General features: G+C 37.5%; 21 protein-coding genes, 1 pseudogene and 1 other annotated feature. Of the genes and pseudogenes, 3 read left to right on the top strand and 19 right to left on the bottom strand.

Annotated elements, in window-relative coordinates; all coding sequences use genetic code 11:
• The 11 genes from hisG to CO726_RS32945 all read right to left on the bottom strand — a co-directional run bounded on the left by hisG (window position 1) and on the right by CO726_RS32945 (window position 11,616).
• Window positions 1–636, bottom strand: a complete 636-nt coding sequence (hisG, locus tag CO726_RS07065) for an ATP phosphoribosyltransferase (RefSeq protein ID WP_099683793.1) — start codon at window positions 634–636, stop codon at window positions 1–3.
• Window positions 612–1,874 carry an ATP phosphoribosyltransferase regulatory subunit gene (gene hisZ, locus CO726_RS07060; RefSeq protein WP_099683792.1) on the bottom strand — a complete coding sequence of 421 codons (1,263 nt, stop codon included), beginning with the start codon at window positions 1,872–1,874 and terminating at the stop codon, window positions 612–614. Before hisZ ends, hisG begins: the two co-directional genes overlap by 25 nt.
• Before the next feature lie 312 nt (window positions 1,875–2,186).
• Complete coding sequence (gene leuD, locus CO726_RS07055; RefSeq protein ID WP_099683791.1) at window positions 2,187–2,768, bottom strand: 3-isopropylmalate dehydratase small subunit; 582 nt, start codon at window positions 2,766–2,768, stop codon at window positions 2,187–2,189.
• Window positions 2,746–4,140 (bottom strand): 3-isopropylmalate dehydratase large subunit, encoded by a 1,395-nt coding sequence (gene leuC, locus CO726_RS07050; RefSeq protein ID WP_099683790.1) that lies wholly within the window; start codon window positions 4,138–4,140, stop codon window positions 2,746–2,748. Before leuC ends, leuD begins: the two co-directional genes overlap by 23 nt.
• Window positions 4,140–5,204: a 3-isopropylmalate dehydrogenase gene (gene leuB, locus CO726_RS07045; protein WP_099683789.1), complete on the bottom strand. Its 1,065-nt coding sequence runs from the start codon at window positions 5,202–5,204 to the stop codon at window positions 4,140–4,142. Before leuB ends, leuC begins: the two co-directional genes overlap by 1 nt.
• A gap of 77 nt (window positions 5,205–5,281) precedes the next feature.
• Window positions 5,282–6,802, bottom strand: coding sequence for a 2-isopropylmalate synthase (gene leuA, locus CO726_RS07040; protein WP_099683788.1), 1,521 nt, complete (start codon window positions 6,800–6,802; stop codon window positions 5,282–5,284).
• A gap of 1 nt (window position 6,803) precedes the next feature.
• Window positions 6,804–7,814: a ketol-acid reductoisomerase gene (gene ilvC, locus CO726_RS07035; protein ID WP_001151735.1), complete on the bottom strand. Its 1,011-nt coding sequence runs from the start codon at window positions 7,812–7,814 to the stop codon at window positions 6,804–6,806.
• Between the two features lie 26 nt (window positions 7,815–7,840).
• Window positions 7,841–8,350, bottom strand: coding sequence for an acetolactate synthase small subunit (ilvN, locus tag CO726_RS07030; protein WP_099683787.1), 510 nt, complete (start codon window positions 8,348–8,350; stop codon window positions 7,841–7,843).
• Entirely contained in the window at window positions 8,347–10,047 is a 1,701-nt protein-coding gene (ilvB, locus tag CO726_RS07025; protein ID WP_099683786.1) for an acetolactate synthase large subunit, read from the bottom strand. Before ilvB ends, ilvN begins: the two co-directional genes overlap by 4 nt.
• 72 nt (window positions 10,048–10,119) lie before the next feature.
• Window positions 10,120–10,347, bottom strand: a binding site (T-box leader).
• A gap of 16 nt (window positions 10,348–10,363) precedes the next feature.
• Window positions 10,364–11,260 carry a branched-chain-amino-acid transaminase gene (gene ilvE / locus CO726_RS07020; RefSeq protein ID WP_099683785.1) on the bottom strand — a complete coding sequence of 299 codons (897 nt, stop codon included), beginning with the start codon at window positions 11,258–11,260 and terminating at the stop codon, window positions 10,364–10,366.
• A 158-nt stretch (window positions 11,261–11,418) separates the two neighbouring features.
• Entirely contained in the window at window positions 11,419–11,616 is a 198-nt protein-coding gene (locus CO726_RS32945; RefSeq protein ID WP_099683784.1) for a hypothetical protein, read from the bottom strand.
• Window positions 11,617–11,675: 59 nt separating this feature from the next.
• On the opposite strand from CO726_RS32945, the gene CO726_RS07010 reads away from it, so the two are divergent.
• Complete coding sequence (locus CO726_RS07010) at window positions 11,676–11,915, top strand: DUF3911 family protein (RefSeq protein ID WP_000752502.1); 240 nt, start codon at window positions 11,676–11,678, stop codon at window positions 11,913–11,915.
• A gap of 126 nt (window positions 11,916–12,041) precedes the next feature.
• A complete protein-coding gene (locus CO726_RS07005) occupies window positions 12,042–12,281 on the top strand; it encodes a YkuS family protein (RefSeq protein WP_136699444.1) in 240 nt (79 codons plus the stop codon).
• A gap of 352 nt (window positions 12,282–12,633) precedes the next feature.
• On the opposite strand, the gene CO726_RS06995 is transcribed toward CO726_RS07005, so the two are convergent.
• The gene (locus CO726_RS06995; RefSeq protein ID WP_000608225.1) at window positions 12,634–12,723 is read right to left on the bottom strand and encodes a hypothetical protein; all 90 of its coding nucleotides are present in this window, start codon (window positions 12,721–12,723) and stop codon (window positions 12,634–12,636) included.
• Between the two features lie 108 nt (window positions 12,724–12,831).
• Window positions 12,832–13,299 (bottom strand): GerW family sporulation protein, encoded by a 468-nt coding sequence (gene ytfJ / locus CO726_RS06990; RefSeq protein ID WP_099683783.1) that lies wholly within the window; start codon window positions 13,297–13,299, stop codon window positions 12,832–12,834.
• Window positions 13,300–13,563: 264 nt separating this feature from the next.
• On the opposite strand from ytfJ, the gene CO726_RS06980 reads away from it, so the two are divergent.
• A complete protein-coding gene (locus tag CO726_RS06980) occupies window positions 13,564–13,947 on the top strand; it encodes a hypothetical protein (protein WP_002002373.1) in 384 nt (127 codons plus the stop codon).
• Between the two features lie 33 nt (window positions 13,948–13,980).
• Here CO726_RS06980 and CO726_RS06975 read toward each other — a convergent pair whose 3' ends face one another.
• The 6 genes and pseudogenes from CO726_RS06975 to CO726_RS06950 all read right to left on the bottom strand — a co-directional run bounded on the left by CO726_RS06975 (window position 13,981) and on the right by CO726_RS06950 (window position 20,719).
• Window positions 13,981–15,324 (bottom strand): TrkH family potassium uptake protein, encoded by a 1,344-nt coding sequence (locus CO726_RS06975; RefSeq protein WP_099683782.1) that lies wholly within the window; start codon window positions 15,322–15,324, stop codon window positions 13,981–13,983.
• Window positions 15,325–16,228: 904 nt separating this feature from the next.
• Window positions 16,229–16,849, bottom strand: a pseudogene (locus CO726_RS32780) (IS66 family transposase).
• A gap of 43 nt (window positions 16,850–16,892) precedes the next feature.
• Window positions 16,893–17,486 carry an IS66 family transposase gene (locus tag CO726_RS32775; protein WP_281259832.1) on the bottom strand — a complete coding sequence of 198 codons (594 nt, stop codon included), beginning with the start codon at window positions 17,484–17,486 and terminating at the stop codon, window positions 16,893–16,895.
• A 16-nt stretch (window positions 17,487–17,502) separates the two neighbouring features.
• Entirely contained in the window at window positions 17,503–17,637 is a 135-nt protein-coding gene (locus CO726_RS32770) for a hypothetical protein (RefSeq protein WP_281259831.1), read from the bottom strand.
• Between the two features lie 790 nt (window positions 17,638–18,427).
• Window positions 18,428–19,192, bottom strand: a complete 765-nt coding sequence (locus CO726_RS32395) for a hypothetical protein (protein ID WP_245916587.1) — start codon at window positions 19,190–19,192, stop codon at window positions 18,428–18,430.
• Between the two features lie 237 nt (window positions 19,193–19,429).
• Entirely contained in the window at window positions 19,430–20,719 is a 1,290-nt protein-coding gene (locus tag CO726_RS06950) for an alpha-helical endospore appendage domain-containing protein (protein WP_181950578.1), read from the bottom strand.
• Between the last annotated feature and the right edge of the window lie 323 nt (window positions 20,720–21,042).

Raw genomic sequence — 21,042 nt, 5'->3', positions numbered from 1 at the left:
CTATTTTCCAGACAAAATTTCTTGCTCCATCATATTTATAATACTGAATATTTCGTCTTTTTTAGTTTTTAATGCAGCCTTATTTACAATCATTCGAGCAGATATAGAACACATTTCCTCAAATACAATGAGTCCATTTTCTTGTAATGTTTTTCCTGTTTCAACAATATCAACAATCGCATCTGCCAATCCAAGAATAGGAGCGATTTCTACAGAACCTTCTATTTTAATAATTTCTACATCCTCTCCTTTATCATGAAAATAGCTAGAAGTAATATGCGGATATTTCGTCGCAATACGTTTCTTCCGGTAGCTCTTCGGGTTATACGTAGGAATAGAAGCAACACAAACCTTACACACGCCTACTCCTAAATCCAACATTTCATAAATATCTTTCTCGTTCTCCATTAAAATATCTTTTCCAACGACCCCCATATCAGCTACTCCATGTTCTACATAAGTAGCAACATCTACTGCTTTTACTAAAATAAATGAGATATTTGTATTTTTACTTTGAAAGACAAGCTTTCTTCCTTTATTTTTGAGCTCTGAACAATCAATTCCAATCTGCTCAAAGAGTGGAATCACATGTTTTTCTAATCTCCCTTTCGTTAACGCAATTTGAATGTTACGCATGAAGTTTCTCCTTCTTTCTGGACTACCCATTTCTTGTTCCATACATATTCCACTAATGATTCATTCTTTGCCTCAACAACCGTTACTATTTGATTTTTTCTTGCAAATTGAAAGGTGTCATTTAAATTAGAGAATAAAGATAGCTCTACTTTTTTCCCGTCCTTTTGAAGTAAATTTCGTAATCGTTCCGCTTCTGCTAATCTATTTAACTCATAATGAATCATAATATCTATTCTCTTTCGTTCATATGGCTCTTGCTGCTCCTGCAGCGCCTTCACAATTTGATTAACTTGCACCGCGAGTCCAACAGCCGGCAACATTTCTCCAAAATTCCCAATTAACTCATCATATCTTCCGCCACTAACAATTTCTTCTCCAATTTCATATATATACCCTTTGAAAATAACACCTGTATAATAGTCCAAATGTTGAATCATTCCTAAATCAATTGATATATAAGATCCATAGCCTAATTTTTCAATTGCTTCATATATTTCTTTCACTCTTGCAATAGCCATTTTCATTTCATTACTTGAGGCGAGTTTTTCTGCTTCCTCAATCACTTCTAAATTCCCAAACAACCTTGGTAATTTCTCCAGTAACCTTACTGTTTCATCACATCGCTCTAATTTCTTTTCTCTAATAAAATTTGATAGAGCGGCATAATTTTTACTTTCAATATATGTTCTAAGAACTTTCTCTTCTTCCTCATGAATGGAGAGCTTTTTGACAATACATTTATACAACTGCACTTGCCCAATCTCTATTGTAAAAGATTGTACCTTCAACTTTTGAAGTGATTGAATAACGCTTATGACGCATTCAATTTCAGCTCTTACGTTATCAATCCCGATAATTTCAATCCCACTTTGTACAATTTCATTATATTTTCCAGTAAGGGACTCATTCGCTCGAAATACATTCCCGCTATACGTCACTTTAAGTGGCATATCAAATCTCTGCGTTCCCATCACTCTCGCTAAAGGAATTGTCATATCTGGACGTAACACAATAATCCGTCCCTTTTCATCAAAAAATTTATACATCTTTTCCTCATCTATCGGCCTGCTTTGGAAGGCAAAAACATCATAAAATTCTATTGTCGGTGTCCTTATTTCTTCATAACCTCGCTCTAAAAAAGTGCGCCTTAATTTTTGCTCCACTTCCTCAATTAACGTACATTCTTCGAATAAATAATCTCTCGTTCCATTCGGATTTGCCCGTTTCCATTTTGTCATCTAAATTCTCACACCTTTCCCTTTCTAATGTATGCCAAATTCATGCGCCTAAACCGAAAATAAAAAGAGCCTTGTAGATAAAATATACCTACAAGGCTCTTTAGTAGAGTGTAGGTACAACGGGAATAACCCTTGCACCTACACACGTTTTCACGCTAGGTTCAAGGGCATTATGTATGATGATGTAGTTGTGTAAGCATTTTAATAGATTGCACGATATTCATAATACTTACTCCCTTTCTCCTCTGATTTTTACATAGTATATAATACTTAATTCTGAATGTAAATACATTTTAAATATTCCGTTATCTCTTAATACACAGCTACCTTTCTTTCATACTCTTTTATTTCTTGTTCATATTGCATCGTAATACTAATTTCATCTAAACCATTTAATAATTTCTCTTTCCACATTTTTTCGATTGTAAAATGAAACCTGTGCGTACTCGTTGTAATTACTTCATTCTCTAAATCTACTTCTATTTGTTCTCTCGCATCCGTTTTGGCAAGTTTTTCTCGCATTTCTTTATCCATTACAATTGGTAACATACCATTTTTCATACAATTCATATAAAAAATATCTGCAAACCCTCCGGCGATAATAACGCGGAAACCATAATCAGCAAGCGCCCACGGAGCATGTTCCCTTGAAGAACCACATCCAAAATTATCACCTGTAATTAATATACTTGCACCTTTTCTTTCTTGTGCATTCAGCGGAAAATTAGGGTTTTCATGGCGGTTATTATCATACCGCCATTCATCGAATAAATATTTTCCAAATCCCGTCCTTTCAATTCTCTTTAAGTATTGTTTCGGAATAATTTGATCTGTATCAATGTTATCATTCATCAGTACTGCGGCAGTACCTTTATGAATACGAAATGGCTCCATCATAGCTCTCCTTTCTAGTATCAACAAAATGACCATATAACGCAGCTGCAGCAGCCATTGCTGGGCTAACTAAATGTGTTCGTGCTCCTTTTCCTTGTCTTCCTTCAAAATTACGATTTGAAGTTGAAGCACAATGCTCTCCTTCAGGTACTTGATCTGGATTCATTCCAAGACACATGGAACATCCAGGTTCTCTCCATTCAAATCCAGCTTCTTCAAATATGTGATGTAGTCCTTTTTGCATCGCAGCTTCTCTTACTCTTTTCGATCCAGGCACAACGAGTGCTCGCACACCTTCTTTTACCTTTCTCCCTTTCACAACAGCTGCAGCAATTTCCAAATCAGATAATCGAGAATTTGTACAAGATCCGATAAAGACATGCTTAACTGGAATTTCATAAGTGCTTTGTCCAGGGCTTAATCCCATATATAAAAATGCTCTCTCATCGTTTCCATCCTGTGTTTCCGGCAACTTTTCATCAATACGAACACCCATACTTGGATTTGTTCCCCACGTAACGTACGGTGCTAAATCCGTAACATCTATCGAAATATGTAAATCATAAATTGCATCTGAATCTGTATAAAGTTCAGACCATTTTTTCTCGAAAATTTCATAGTCTTTCGGTGCATATTTACGTCCTTTTACATAAGCAAATGTTTTTTCATCTGGCGCGATAATCCCCGCTTTTGCTCCTCCTTCAATTGCCATATTACAAAGCGTCATTCTCTCTTCCATCTCCATAGCCCCAATCATCTCTCCGTAAAATTCCATTACGTATCCAGTTCCAACTGCTACACCGTACTTTGAAAGGAGATGCAAAATAATATCTTTTGCGTAAACACCTTTCTGTAATTTTCCCTTTAACTCAATGCCCATCGCTTTCGGCTTTCGTTGCCACAGCGTCTGCGTTGCCAATACATGTTCCACTTCACTTGTACCAATGCCAAATGCTAGCGCGCCAAACGCACCGTGCGTCGCTGTATGACTATCACCACAAACAATTGTTTTTCCTGGCTGCGTGAGCCCAAGTTCTGGTCCGATAACATGAACGATCCCTTGCTCTTCATCCCCTATATCCGCTAATGGCACCTGAAATTGTTTACAATTTTCCCGAAGTGTATCTAGTTGCTGCTTTGCAATGCGATCAGTAATATTCCAAACATCTTTCGTCGGAATATTATGATCCATCGTTGCAAATGTTAGATCTGGTCTACGGACTGTTCGACTTGTAAGCCGCAAGCCTTCAAAGGCTTGCGGTGACGTTACTTCGTGAACAAGATGCAAATCGATATATAATAAATCCAATCCATTTTCATTTGTCGTAACTATGTGTCTTTCCCAAAGTTTATCTAGCAACCTTTTCCCCATTATCTTCCTCTCCCTACTAACGCTTGCTCTTCCATTTCTTGTACAACCGCTCTCGTAAATGAAGTTGTCGTCTCATCTCCTCCAATATCTGCTGTACATTTTCCTAATTTAAGAACTGCAGATATCGCCGATTCAATTGCATTCCCTTCTCTCGTTAACCCGAATGATTGCCCAAGCATCATTGCAACAGAGCGCATCATTGCAATTGGATTCGCTTTATTTTTCCCAGCAATATCCGGTGCTGATCCGTGAATAGGCTCGTATAATGAAGGGCCCTTTTCCGCGTGACTTGCTGATGGAAGCATTCCTAATGATCCAGCTAATACTGAAGCCTCGTCACTCAAAATATCCCCAAATAAATTTTCCGTTACAATTACATCAAACCGTCCTGGATTCCGAATTAACTCCATAGCAGCTGCATCTACTAAAATATGTTCTAGTTCAACACCTGGATAACGAAGTGCTACTTCTTCTGTCACAGTTCTCCATAGTTTACTAGATTCTAAAACATTCGCCTTATCAATAGATGTTACTTTTTTCTTCCGCTTACTCGCTAATTGGAAGGCATAAGAAACGATACGTTCAATTTCATGACGATGATACGTAAGTGTATCTGTTGCTACTTCGTCCGTTCGTTCTTTCGGATAAGAAAAATAAATCCCGCCTGTTAATTCACGAACGACAACGAAATCAATTTCATCAGCCTTTTTTAATGGCGATAAATGTGCCGTTGCGCTTTCTACCGTGACAGGGCGAACGTTCGCAAATACACCAAGTCCTTTTCTTAAAGCTAATAATCCTTTCTCTGGTCTTTCTTTCGCACCATCCCACCTTGGCCCACCAACTGCTCCTAGTAAAACCGCATCACTTGCTAAACAGGCGGCAAGCGTTCGTTGTGGTAATGGTTGCCCGTTTAAATCAATAGCAACACCACCAAATTGTTCATCTTGCAAATGAAAATGATGTCCATATAGCCTTTCTACCATATGCAATACTTCCTTCGCACTTTCCATAACTTCTGGACCAACACCATCACCAGCTAAACAAACGATACGTTTTTTCAATTTCAACACTCCTTTTAACTGAATTTTCAGAACTTAAATTTGATAGGTGAGAACAGCTCCTCTCACCTATCAAACACTTATTTCACAAGCTGGATAAAAGATTTCAATTTCCCCGCTGCGTGGACATATGCTCTTGCCGACGCTTCCAATACGTCTTGTGCAACACCAAAACCTGATACTTGATGTGTTCCTTCTTTTAATTCAACATGAACATGAGCCAGTGCATCTTGACCTTGTGTAATAGATTGTATGCGATAATCTGCTAGTTCACATTCTAATCCTAAAATCCTTTGAATTGCATTATAAATCGCTTCAATACTACCAGATCCAGTAGCTGCATCTTCGAATACATTTCCTTCCTCATCTTTTAGTACAACTGTCGCGCATTGTGTACTATTTGATACGAAATGTACTTGCAATTGCGTAATGTTATATTGCTGAGCCGCAAATGCTGCTTCACCAAGCATAAGTGCTCGTAAATCCTCCTCCGTAATTTCCTTCTTACGATCAGCTAATTTTTTAAACGCTTCAAACACCGCATCTCGTTCTTCCGTTGTAAATTCATAGCCAAGCTCTTTCATTTTTTCTGTAAACGCGTGACGTCCAGAATGTTTTCCAAGTACAAATAGGTTTTGAGATTCGCCTACTAGCGCTGGTTCAATAATTTCATATGTTGTCACTTCTTTTAATACACCATCTTGATGAATTCCTGATTCATGAGCGAATGCATTCGCTCCCACGATCGCTTTATTTTTCGGTACAACCATACCTGTTAATCTACTTACTAATGTACTTGTCGCTTTAATTTCTTTTAGCGTCATAGAAGGCTCTGCTTTATAGAAATCTTTTCTAATATGAAGAGCAACTGCGACTTCTTCTAATGCCGCATTCCCTGCTCTTTCTCCAATTCCATTAATTGTTCCCTCTACTTGCAATGCTCCCCCTTCAACTGCAGCTAACGAATTTGCTACAGCCATCCCAAGATCATCGTGACAATGACAAGAGAAAATTGCTTTTTCATATGAAGGAACGGATTCTTGTAAGTACTTAAAAAGAGAATAATATTCTTCTGGATTCGTATATCCAACTGTATCTGGAATATTAATTACATTCGCTCCTGCACGAATCGCAACTTCTACTGCTTCAGCTAAAAAATCTCTTGATGTTCTTGTCGCATCTTCTGCAGAAAATTGTACTGTCGGAAATAACGCCTTCCCAAGTGTAACCGAGCGGTAAATACTATCTAATACATCTTCTTTTGACATACAAAGTTTATACTTCATATGAATATCACTCGTAGCTAAAAATACGTGTAAACGAGGAGATACCGCACCTTTCACAGCTTCATACGCTCTTCGAATATCACTTTCTTTCGCTCTAGCTAAACTCATAACTGTAGCATTTTGAATTGTATTCGCAATTCGTTTTACCGATTGAAAATCACCTTCGGAAGCTGCTGCAAATCCAGCTTCCATGACATGAATCCCTAGTCTCTCTAATTGCCTTGCAATTTGCAATTTCTCTTGTTCATTTAAATTCACTCCTGGTGATTGTTCGCCATCACGTAGCGTCGTATCCATGAACAAAATCTGCTTCATATTATTTCATCCCTACCTTTACTCGCGGCTGTACGAAAGGCATCATTTCACGTAATTTACGTCCAACTACTTCGATTTCATGCTCATTCTCTTTCTCATTTGTCGCATGGAAATTCGGTCTTCCTGCTTTATGCTCTGCAATCCAACCTCTTGCAAATGTACCATCTTGAATTTCCGCTAGCACTGTACCCATCGCTTTCTTCGTATCTTCCGTTACAACGCGTGGTCCTGATACGAAATCACCCCACTGCGCTGTATCTGAAACTGAATATCTCATATTTTCAAGTCCACCTTCATACATAAGGTCAACAATAAGTTTCAGTTCATGTAAACATTCAAAATATGCAAGTTCCGGCTGATATCCGGCATCAACTAACGTTTCAAATCCAGCTTTCACCAGCGCAGTTACTCCGCCGCAAAGTACAGCTTGCTCTCCAAATAAATCTGTTTCCGTTTCTTCTTTAAATGTCGTTTCTAATACACCAGCTCTCGTCGCTCCAATTCCATCGGCATAAGAAAGTGCCTTTTCAGTCGCAACTCCTGTTGCATCTTGGTATACTGCAAATAATGCTGGAACAGCGCCGCCCTCACTAAACGTACGGCGTACAAGATGTCCTGGCCCTTTTGGCGCTACTAGAAATACATCCACATTCGCTGGTGGTTTCACTTGATCAAAGTGAACATTAAATCCGTGTGCAAAAACGAGAGAATTTCCTGCCTGTAAATTTGGCGCAATTTCCGCTTCATATACTTCTGGTTGCAGTTCATCCGGTAGCAAAATCATTACTACATCAGCCTGCTTTGCCGCTTCTGCTACTGTATATACAGAAAATCCATCTTCTTTCGCTTTATCCCAAGACTTCCCTTTTCTTAAACCTACTACTACATCAAATCCGTTATCACGTAAGTTTTGCGCATGCGCATGACCTTGCGAACCATATCCAATGATTGCTACTTTCTTTTCCTTTAATACATTTACCGTTACATCTTTTTCATAATAAACTTTTGCCATTTTCATTTCCCCCTATATTTAAATGATTATTGAATTAACATAACTTGCTTATCTTGTTTTTTCATACTACGCGTAAAGGCTGTTACGCCTGTTCTTGCAATTTCTTTCAAACCGTATGGACGAAGTAATTCAATTAATGCTTCTACTTTTTCCTGCGTACCTGTTACTTGCACAACTATGGAATCCTTCCCAACATCTATTACAGCGGCTCGAAACGGTTCAATTAAACTGTATAATTCCGCCCTGGCTACCGAAGTTGCTACTTTAATAAGTGCAAGTTCTCTTGCGATCATCGCTTCTTCTGTAATATCTGATACTTTCAGAACATCAATTTGCTTATGAAGTTGTTTAATTAACTGCTCAACTTGCTGTTCATTTTCAACGTGCACAACAATCGTCATTCGCGATACGTCCGATGATTCCGTATGACCTACTGAAATACTTTCAATATTAAAATGTCTTCGTGTCATAACACCTGTAATTCGGTTTAACACACCACTTTGATTTCGAACTGTTGCTGTAACAATTCTCTTCACTTTTTTTCCACTCCCTCCATTTGGTGAACACCTTTCCCTGGCGCAACCATCGGCATTACCTTTTCTGATTGAAGGACACGGCAATCAATTACGACCGGTTCTTGTAATTCAATTGCATGCTGCAATTGTTTCTTCGCAAGAAGTGGATCATCTATACGAACTCCTTTTATGCCATACGCATTCGCAAGAGCAACGAAATCTGGTTGACACGACAATAAAGAGTGCGAATATCTTTGGTTATAAAATTCATCTTGCCATTGTCTTACCATTCCTAAAGCTTCATTATTTAAAATAAATACTTTAACAGGTAAAGAGTGTTCTTTTAACACACTTAATTCTTGCAGAGTCATTTGAAATCCAGCGTCACCAACAATTGCAATAACTAGTTCTTCAGGCTTTGCAATTTGTGCACCAATTGCTGCTGGAAATCCGAATCCCATCGTTCCTAATCCTCCTGAAGTTACCCATTTATCTGGAGTTTTCAGCGGATAATATTGAGCTGCCCACATTTGATGTTGCCCCACATCTGTTGTTACAATCGCTTCTCCTTTCGTAATTTCATATAATATATCAATTGCGTATTGCGGCTTAATACTTTCCGAATTTCGTTTATAAGATAGTGGATACTTTTCTTTTCTACTCTTTAATAAAGAGAGCCACTTATGATGCTTTCCTTTCCTTCCTTCTGATTGAAGTAATACTTGGAGCGCTTGCTTTGCACTTGCAACAATTGGGATTTCAGTTGGCACATTTTTTCCGATTTCTGCTGGATCAATATCGATATGCGCAACAGTCGCCTCTTTAGCAAAATAAGCTAAATTTCCAGTAAGACGATCATCGAATCTCGCACCTATATTAATGAGTAAGTCGCATTCATATAACGCCATATTGGCTGTATAAGAACCATGCATTCCTCCCATCCCTAGAAAAAGTTCATCATCTGGTGGAAACCCACCAAGACCAAGTAATGTATGCACAACAGGAATTTCATATTTACGAGCAAAACTTGTTAATTCTTTCGAAGCTTTCGCATGCAATACACCTGCTCCAGCTAAAATTAATGGCTTGTTTGCAACCCTAATTGCTTGTAATAATTTGTTTATTTGGAGTAGATTCGGTTCATAATTAGGGTTATATCCTGGTAAATCCATTTGCACATCACTACATCGTTCTCCTTGCTCTACTACCATATCTTTCGGAAGGTCAATAACGACTGGCCCTGGTCTTCCTGTTCTAGCAATATGAAATGCTTCTTTAATAATTCGAGGTAAATCTGAAGCTTTGCGCACTTGATAGTTATGTTTTGTTACCGGCATCGTAAGCCCCATAATATCCGCTTCTTGGAAAGCATCACTTCCAATTAACGTTGTTGCAACTTGCCCTGTAAATACGACAAGTGGTAATGAATCAATCATCGCATCTGCTAGACCAGTAATCACATTTGTAGCACCCGGTCCACTCGTTGCAATTACAACCCCTGGATTGCCAGTAATTCTGGCATACCCTTCAGCAGCGTGAATAGCTCCTTGTTCATGCCTTGTTAAAATATGCGGAATTTCACAGTCATAGAGCGCATCATAAAGAGGTAAAACAGCACCACCAGGATAACCAAAAATCACTTCTACTCCTTCCTTTTCTAGCGCTTCTAACAATAGCTGTGCACCAGGTGCCAGTTTCTCTTCCGTTTTTGAAGACATTGTTCTTATAAGCCCCCTTTTTAAAACTTTTATCAATAAAAAAAATCCTACGTCCACACTCCAGCTATGTGCTGAAGGGACGAAAGATTTCGCGGTACCACCCTTCTTTGCAAGAATATTCTTGCCTCAGTGACCCATAAATGAGTCTAGCTAATAACGGAGCTACCGTCTAAGCCTAGACAAATGCTTCAGCTTAGCACTCAAGGGCGATGTTCGTCGACGTGAACCATCGGTTTCCAGCAACCACCGACTCTCTGTGAGGCTTCACAATCAACTACTCCTCCCTATCAACGCTTTCTTATGTTATAAAGAATTGTTATCCAACTTTATTTTCTTCGTAAATTTTCTCTCCATCTTCTATAACTAACTTTCGGAATTCTTCTAATAAACGATTCGTATGTGGACCCGTTTGCCCTAAACCAATCGTTCTACCATCTACTGTCGTAACAGCAATTACTTCGGCTGCTGTTCCTGTTAAAAATACTTCATCAGCTACATATACATCATGTCTTGTAAATAACTCTTCTCTAACGTCATATCCAAGTTTTTCACCAATTTCTAAAATAGCGTTTCGTGTAATACCTTCTAATGCTCCAGCAGAACTTGGTGGTGTAATTAATTTATTTCCTTTTACAATAAACACGTTATCTCCTGAGCCTTCAGCTACGTATCCTTGATCATTTAACATAAGCGCTTCTTGTACTCCAGCCAATTTCGCTTCGATGCGAACTAAAATATTGTTTAAGTAATTTAAAGATTTTACTTGAGGCGACAATACATCTGGACGGTTTCGGCGCGTTGCAACTGTTACAACTGGAATCCCTTTTTCATAATATTCTTGCGGGAATAAAGATAGTTGCTCTGCAATTACTACTACATTCGGTTTCTGACAAGAATCAGGATCTAACCCAAGATTTCCTGCTCCTCTCGATACAACTAGGCGAATGTATCCATTAGATAATTTATTTTGTCGAATCGTCTCAACAACAATATTCGTTACTTCATCTAAAGAATATGGAATTTCTAACATGATGGATTTTGCTGATTTATATAACCGGACAAGATGCTCTCTCAAACGGAAAACATTACCGCTATAAACTCTAATTCCTTCAAATACTCCATCTCCATATAAATAACCATGATCATATACTGATACTTTTGCCTCTTCTTTTGGAACAAATTCTCCATTTAAGAAAATCCATTGCTCGTTCACTGGAAAGCGCCTCCTATGTTCTATGAATTTTTTATTGTTTCCTAGTTTACTCTCCTTTCTAAATAAATCAAGTGAATTTTTAGAAAATTTATAATTTTTAATCGTATGTACATCTTTGGTTATACTGATTTAACAGCATTGTTAACGTTTACAAAATGTCAAAAAATTTTTTTCGCCAATTTACACCAAAAAAATATTTGTTTAAAAGAAGGATTTTCATCAATTGATACGAATCTATTGTATTCAATAAACGGATGTCCGTTTTTATAAATTCGGGAATATACAATGACTTTTGCTGAAAAAGGGGGGAAATAATAAAAATAACGCTGTCTAAAAATAACATTCATATTTTTTATTTCGGAATCATAATCCTATTTTTAAAAAACAATTTGTCAAAATGAAGGAGGAAATCAATATGGCGTGTGTACAAATTAAAGGAACGAGACAAGAGGTAGTAGAAATGCTTCAACTATTTGATCTAATGGATACGAAAGGTTTTTGTAAATTCGATAATTATGTAGAGGTAGAACCAAATCATAAAGAACATAATAATTTTATTGCTTCAATCGACATCCATTCAAATACTTCTTCCGCCCAAGATACTTTAAACGATCAATTCGTAAGCCAAATGCTTACTGGGGTATATAACGACTAAATAAAGTGAAACTTTAAGCAGGCTATCCGTAAATAACAGGAAAAATATATGCTTTCTACCTTCTTTGCATAAATATATGCGATATACTTGAGCATACTAGCAACTAGATGGTAGGAGGTGAGAATTATGGCTAGAATCGGTGTTGAAAACTCGTTAACAGATGTTCAGCAAGCTCTTAAGCAACAAGGACATGAGGTCGTTACCCTTAACTCAGAGCATGATGCACAAGGATGCGATTGTTGTGTTGTAACAGGGCAAGATTCTAATATGATGGGTATTGCAGATACATCAATAAAAGGATCGGTAATTACAGCTCATGGTTTAACAACGGATGAAATTTGTCAACAAGTTGAAAGTCGCACTTAAAAAATGAAAGAGGACCCCTTTTGAAAAGGAGTCCTCTTTTTTATATTCACCTAACGGGAAAGTAACATATACTGGATGAAAGCCCTACCTCTCTCTCATCATTACGGTTCCACTGACCGCTCCTTGATTCACTAGTATACCTATAAATCCTATAATTATAATTTATAGGGTTTGTTCACAAAAGTTGTTGGTAAAACTACCCGATCTTTCGCAAACTTTTCGTATTATATTTATAAGATTTATTTACTTTACACTAGCTGTAACCGAGACACGAATTAAAATTCTAACACCAATACAATAACTTGTCAACATTTTTTACAAATTAAAAACAGACAGTAACGGTTTGTCTGTTTTAGAATGGAGCTTTTTCTTTTATTACATATACAACAAAGCCGCTTACTAACATACATAAGCCAACTACTAAGTTTTTAATATTAATCATAAATTCCTCTCCCTTATTCCACACATCATATATATTTACAGTTCAATTATTCCGATCATCATAAAGCGCACTTTTTCTAATATATCATAATTCCTAAAAAATGCAAGTTCACTTTTGACGACTATTTACAAATTTATCTACAGTGCTTGGTACAGTATTTAAAGCCTTCTCAATTAAATGTGTACTACTATTGAGGTGCAATACTTGCACACCGTTAGAACCAACTACTAAAAAAGCAACTGGGCTAATGGAAACCCCAGCCCCGCTTCCGCCCCCAAACGGATGACTTTGCTTGTTCTCTTTATGCTGCCCTTGTCCGTTATTATGTTTTTCGGAAATAAAATCACCTTTAAAGTCACTTCCACCGGCACCAAAACCAAAAGCCACTTGAGATACTGTTAATACTACATTTCCATCAGCTGTTGAAACTGGACTTCCAACAATCGTATTTACATCTACCATCTCTTTTAAATTTGTCATTGCTGTTTTCATTAAATTTTCAATTGGATGTTCCATTATGTACTGCACCCTTTCCTCATTATTCTTTTTTATACTTTCCAAAATAGAGGAAGTCATACTAACTTTTCCTATTTCAAAAAAACAATTTCCTCCTTCTAGATGGATATTACTCCCTGTACATACTCGGATAAAGTGAAACTTTAATCAGTGGGGGTTTTCTTCATCCCCCACTGATTATTAGTTGAACCAATCGGACTTTTATGGGCAGTTGATCCCCCACCTAACTTCTTTGCTTTCGCTGAATTTTGAGGTGGGGGGCTTACTGCCCATTAAAGCGGGATAAAAAAGAAAAAGAGATACATACTACTATTGAACCTTGTTATGAAAGGAGTCATGACTTTGACTGAGAAATTTGATGAGTATAAAAAAAGAGATAGAATAGATAGTGACTATAAAGAAGAATATGCAGCTGAGGTTGCACCACAACGTATTGATTATGATTACGATGAGAAGGATCATAAAGATGATGTAAGATCGTCAGCCGCTGGATCAACTGCTGGCTTTATCGCTCTTGCCTTATCTATCTTATCCCTTTTCACCTTCCCAACATTATTTGGTCTTGTTTCTGTATTACTAGGTATTTACGCTTATAACCGCGGAGCTACTGTAACCGGTGGTATCGCTGCGATTGTCGGCGGTATCGCAGCACTCATTGCAATTTTATTCCGAGTAGCGCTTATCGGTTTATTGTTCTCCCTTTTTTAAAAAGAAAAAGGTATCTCGCTTATGCGAGATACCTTATCCTGTAAATACATCTTCCGATGGATATTTAATTTTTTGTTTTGCTGGTCGCGCTAAAGAAAACACAAGTGTTAACGGTCCGATTAATCCACAAAACATAACAAACATAATAATACATTTTCCAAACGCTGATAACTTTGCAGTAATTCCCATCGTTAACCCTACTGTACCAAACGCTGAAATTGTTTCAAATAGTAACTGAATAAAACTGAAGTTTTCTGTAAGCATTAACACAAATACTGCTGCAAAAATGAGGATTTGACTGGCAACGGCAATGGCTAATGCTCTCGTTACTGTTGACATTTTAATCGTGCGCTGAAATAATACGATCTCCTCTTTCTTTTTAAAGAAAGAAAGGACAGATGTAACTAAAATAACAAATGTTGTTAATTTAATTCCTCCACCTGTTGATACACTTCCTGCACCAATAAACATTAAAACCATCGTAAATAATATAGATGATTCTTCCATCCCCCCATAGTCAACTGTATTAAATCCAGCAGTACGAGGAGTAATACCTTGGAAGAAAGAAGCCCATAACTTTTCATTTAAAGGTAAATTCCCTAACGTCTTCACATTATTATATTCCAATACAAAAATCACAATCATCGCTATCACATTTAGCACTACTGTTCCAACAATCATGATTTTGGAATGAAGCGATAGTTTTCGAAAACTACGGCTATACCATATATCAATTAATACGGTAAATCCGAGACCACCTATTACGATTAGAGAGCAAATCCCAATATTAATAATAGGATCTCCTACATACCTTGTTAAATTATCCGGCCATAGAGCAAATCCAGCATTATTATAAGATGCAATGACGTGAAAAATACTATAGTATACACCTTTTCCAAAGCCAAACTCTGGAATAAAACGAAATGATAAAAAGATGATTCCAATAAACTCAATACAAATCGAAAATATAAAGACACGTTTTACTAATTTTACGAGACCACCTATATTTGTCTGATTAAATGCCTCTCCAATTAATAAGCGATGGCGTAATCCGATTTTTTTACCTAATACCCAAACAATTAAAATGGCAATTGTCATAAGACCTAAACCACCTGTTTGAATTAAAAACATAATAACAATCTCGCCAAACATCGTAAACGTACTTGCAGTATCTACTACTCCTAATCCCGTTACAGTTGCTGCTGACGTTGCTGTAAAGAAAGCATCTACCCAACTAATATGTACTTTCGTTGCGAATGGTAACTTTAATAACAAACCCCCAACCACAATTAAGCAGAAAAAACCTAATGCTAATATTTGCGGTGGATTTAATCGTATAAAACGATTATACAGCCCTTCTCTTTTTGTTACTTCCATGTCACTAACTCCCTTTTCTCCTCATAAATAAAAGCTTATAAGAAACCTTAAACAGCGAGATAAACCTTATATTCTTATAATATAGTTGAGCATAGTCCTTTTTTTCATAGTTTTCAACTTTTATTTATACTCGATCTACACTTCATTTTATGACAAGACATTTTCTATTATATTGCTTCTCACTCTACAAATCTTACAACAATCATTTTATATGTATCATTTCTCAAATCCTCATATCTTTCACTCCATGTTCACACCCCGGTCACATCTATCTTTTATAGTATATGTATTGAAGTTGTTCCTCCCTAATTTATAAGACATTCCCCAGTGTCTTGAACAACTTCCATCCCTAATTAAATTGACATAAATTGTCCCCTTCCTTGACCATCTCATATGTGATGGTCTTATTTTTTTGTCTTTCAATCTTGTATTAAAAACTCCCTCTCTCTTTCACTCTATGTTCACACCCCGGTCACATCTATCTTTTATAGTATATATATCGAAGCTATTCCTCCCTAATTTATAAGACATTCCCCAGTGTCTTTGAGTAGCTTCCATCCCTAATTAAATTGACATAAATTGTCCCCTTCCTTAGGCCATCTTATATATGATGGTCTTATTTTTTGTTTTTCTATCTTTTATTGAAAACTCCCTCTCTCTTTCACTCTATGTTCACACCCCGGTCACACTTACCTTTTATAGTATGTATATCGAAGCTATTACTCCCTAATTTATAAGACATTCCCCAGTGTCTTTGAATGGCTTCCATCCCTAATTAAATTGACATAAATTGTCCCCTTCCCTAGGCCATCAAATGTGATGGCCTATTTTGTTTTTTTGTAACTACTCAGCTCATAGTTAAAAACACAAGACAAATAGAGGTAACCGCTACGAAGCGCTACCCCTAAGTTTTAGATGAAAAGAGATCTAATTCGCCTGTTTCAATCCATTCTTGGGTGCATTGAAAGATAGATTTCCCTTGTTTTTTGATTGTGCTCATATAACTTCTAATTCGTAAAAAGTTGCGAGCACCATATTCACTTCGAAACGAACCGCTTATTTTTTGTCGTAGTTTTACTGGGCGGATATCTCGTTCCGCTTGATTGTTATCAAATGGAATAGCGGGATGAAGAAAAAATGCCAAAATCGAGTTTTGATGTGTAATCAATCGGTTTAAGAGATTCCGCGCCAGACTTTGTTTCTGTCTTCCGCGTGTGTTCGTTTCTTTTTGGCGAATGAGATTCGCTTTTTCTCCTTTTGCGAGAATTGTTTTATATTCTCAATGCAAGTTGACGAGGTCTTGTGCATCTAAGCGTCCTGTTTCCTTTTGTTGTTTCGCTTTCAAAAGAAAATCAGCCATTTCTTGTGCCCATTCTTGTTTCGTTTGTTCAAATATACCGCGCAATTCACGAAGAAGATGCACATTGCACAAGACATGTTGGCACTTATCGTACTGAAAATACGGTTTCCAACAATCATGCATCGCAATACCTGTAAATGCGGGCAATACACCAATCGCATTCATCGCAATCGTTCCACGCTTTGGATGAATATATTGAATGGTAAACTCAGGGGGTACTATAGGTATGCACCCATTCTGTTTTGCCTTGATTACGAAGTCCTGTTTCATCACAATGAACAATCGGAGAAGCCAAAATTTCCAAACGAATTTCTTCTTTTTCTTGTAAGCTTTCACCGAAAGAGTGGATGAGACGATTGATTGTGCCTTGACTTATCGAATGTTGATACACATCTCGAAAGAATTCAGACGTTCGCTGAAGAGATAGATATTGATATTGTGTTAAATAATTCACCATCAATTGAACATTCGGCCCATATTGAGTTGCGTTTGTCACACCTTTTGGAAATGGAGATTCTTCGATATGAAGACAACGAGGACAAATTTTTCGCTCCACTTCATGTTGAAGTACATCAAAAGAAACAGGCGGGATATCAAACACTTGTCGCACTTTTTTCGAGCTAACAGGTTCATTTTCTAATGATGATTGGCAACATGAACACACTGTCACAGGATGAACAATCACACGATCTGGATGTTCCACTTGGCGAAGTGTATGACCTGTATGACCAGGTTGACCGCCCGTTTTACGTCCTGTTTTTTCACGTAAACTTTTCGTGTCTGGTTTTTGTAACCCATCCATTGATGGTGGTTTATGGCTATTTTTTGAGTTTTTTTTCCTGAAACTCTAATTCGCTAATTCGTTTTTCAAATTGGGAACAGACTTCAAAAAATAATGAAACAACAGCTTCAGGACCCTTTTCATAAGCATCTAGGATTATTTTTTGGTTCATACACTTCACCTCCCATTTTCTATATTCCTAGTGTTAACAGGAATTTGTGAAGGTAAACTTGAAAATCAAAATATCAAAACATCAAAACCTTAGGGTAGCTGAGTAGTTACCTTTTTTTATAAATAACTTCCGCTAACGAGAATTATGTAAATGAGCTGTCCATATGGCTGGCTTATTTTTTTACTTAACGTAGTTTTGTTCTAATCCTTTGGTTTGAAATTTGCTTTTTGGCTAGAGTGTTGGCTCGTCGTGTGGGGGCGAAACCCCACGTATTACGTATCTATTTTTTGAATAAGAACTATCTTGGGACGAATGATCTAAGCGGTTCGGCTCGTATACTTGCTTGTCCAAGTCAATCTGCTTTGCTTTTTGTCTGTCGGCTTGGCGAGAAAAGCACACGAGCCGAAAAAAGTTTTACAGGGACAATATTAAAAAGAAAAGGCGGTAGCCTTTAGGTGAGGATAAACGAACCGACTTTTAAATATTGAAGGTGGAGATTTTTGAGTGATTTTCTCAAAAATACTACCTGTTCCTTGCGGAACTTTTAGCCCTATATAAGAGTGAGAAGAGCAAAGTGAAGAAAGTCATTAATATCAAGGATTTGAGAGGAGGGGGGGTTTGAAAAAAGATACACCTAAAAAAATGGAAAAACAACAAAAAAAGAAGATGTCAATAGTGACATCTAAAATAAATAAATCGGTAAATTATGTTTTTTCTTATCTCCATCTATTTTAAAATTTCTAAAATACATTCTTCCTAAAAATAAATTTTCCACTAAAAAACAAATATATTACAAAAGCCTTTCAAAACGAAGGACACCTTGAGCTGTTATTAATCCATCTACACCACCTAATAAAGTTATAGGTGTGCCATTACTATTATTAATAATAGATACGGTATCACCAACATTTAAATTATATATACCAGGTATAATAATTGGACCTGGATTTGGTGTTGAACCACCATTAAACGTTGGTGCTGGTGTTCCATTAATTGCAATTTGAAATGAAGCTGCTTCATCAGTTTGAACTCTAGCATCTATTGCATAAATACCAGTTTCAAGAACTGTAACAGAACCATCACCATTTAAAACAAATGCTCCAATTGGATTTACTATGACAGTATTTACTAAGGGAACATTAGCTCCAGGAGCAATTGTAGGTGGAGCGGTTGTTACTAATGTAAATAATGAGAAAGTAGATAATGTAGGTCCTGTAGATCCTGTAGGTCCTGTAGATCCTGTAGGTCCTGTAGGTCCTGTAGGTCCTGTAGATCCTGTAGGTCCTGTAGATCCTGTAGGTCCTGTAGGTCCTGTAGGTCCTGTAGGTCCTGTAGATCCTGTAGATCCTGTAGGTCCTGTAGGTCCTGTAGATCCTGTAGGTCCTGTAGATCCTGTAGGTCCTGTAGATCCTGTAGGTCCTGTAGATCCTGTAGGTCCTGTAGATCCTGTAGGTCCCGTAGGTCCCGTAGGTCCCGTAGATCCTAAAAATTCAGGAAATGCACATGGAAAATGAGCATTTTGAAAAAAAGGATTGCAATTATTATTTCTTTTCATATTTTCACCTACTTTATAAATATTCAAATATATTTTTTTACTTAATCTTACAAATTATTATATGTTTTGAAAAAATAATTTGTTTGTAGTAAAACCTATAAAATTGCAAAAAAACAATTCAGTCAATAATAGGACGTTATGTTAACAGATTATGAATACATATTCATAACCTGTTTTTTCTTCTTTTATGATTTTGTTTATATCTCTAGATCTTTTCTTTGCTTTTTGAAAGAAAATTTAAACCGATGGTCCATCTGCAAATTTAATGATAGTAATATTAGCTGCAGGAGATCCGTTTGTTTGTGTTATTGTTCTAGTTCCTCCAGAACGATTAGCTAAAGATACAGTAAATGGTGTTGTTGTAACTTGAATAAGAGCAGAAGCAGCTAAATTACCACCTCCAGTGGCATCATTACCAGCAGAAGAAAAAGGAGCACCATTTTGTACTAATCCAAATGTACTAGCTGGACTACCTGCTTGTAAATTTACATCCCAATTAACAAGATAAAGACCAGGTTCATTAATTGTAATCGTATTACCTGGAGCATTAAAAGTAAACGCTGTTCCTGCAAGATCTGGAGGCGTAGTAAAAGTTACAAGTCCATTATTTGGTATTGCTTGAGTTGAATTAGCTAAAGTTTCTATTGCACTAGAAAGAATAGGCCCCGTAGGTCCTGTAGGTCCTGTTGCTCCTGTTGCTCCTGTTGCTCCTGTTGCTCCTGTTGCTCCCGTTGCTCCTGTTGCTCCCGTTGCTCCTGTTGCTCCTGTTGCTCCTGTTGCTCCCGTTGCTCCTGTTGCTCCTGTTGCTCCTGTTGCTCCCGTTGCTCCTGTTGCTCCCGTTGCTCCTGTTGCTCCCGTTGCTCCTGTTGCTCCTGTTGCTCCCGTTGCTCCTGTTGCTCCTGTTGCTCCTGTTGCTCCCGTTGCTCCTGTTGCTCCTGTTGCTCCCGTTGCTCCTGTTGCTCCCGTTGCTCCTGTTGCTCCTGTTGCTCCTGTTGCTCCCGTTGCTCCTGTTGCTCCTGTTGCTCCTGTTGCTCCTGTTGCTCCTGTTGCTCCTGTTGCTCCCGTTGCTCCTGTTGCTCCTGTTGCTCCTGTTGCTCCCGTTGCTCCTGTTGCTCCCGTTGCTCCTGTTGCTCCCGTTGCTCCTGTTGCTCCCGTTGCTCCTGTTGCTCCTGTAGGCCCAACGGGTCCTCCTGCAGGTCCTGTTGGGCCTGTAGGTCCAGGTGGGCCTGTTAATACAGGTATTTGAATCACACTATCTAATTTAGACTGCAACAACATCTGTGTTTTTAACGCAGATTGGATCGTTCGATTCACACTTTCATTTACTTCTAAAATCTCATCTAATGTAGCAGCCGGTGATAATCCACTCAAAGTTCCCAGTGCGTATTGAATTTTCTCCGCTTCCGCATTAATAATATGCGCTAACCCTAATTCTTCTAACGCAATCGAAGCCAATATTAAATTGATGGATTCTTCACGAGTTAATGAAATATTAGGTGTAATATTCGGTATGTTAGCTTGTGACATATGAATACCCTCCTTGCCTATCAAATTTTATAAAAATACATATCCTTATAAAATATGACAAGTATAGACAGATTGTTACAATGTTATATCTATCAAACTATAAGATCCCTAAAAACTTACACAACATATATTGGGGTCCCGCCACATCGCTATCAAGCTAAGAAAATAAAAAACCCCCTAAAATAAAAAAATACCCTACTCTTTCTGTTGAATCATAGGAAAGGATGGCGTTTTTGTATGTCTATTTCTGTATCTAATGAATTACAACGTGAATGAAAATAATATGACTTCAGTATTTCATTTTATCAATAGGCTATATTGCA

Source organism: Bacillus fungorum (assembly GCF_002746455.1).
Classification (GTDB): Bacteria; Bacillota; Bacilli; order Bacillales; family Bacillaceae_G; genus Bacillus_A; species Bacillus_A fungorum.
The sequence above is the reverse complement of the archived record's forward strand: the minus strand, read 5'-3'. Positions and strand labels throughout refer to the sequence as shown.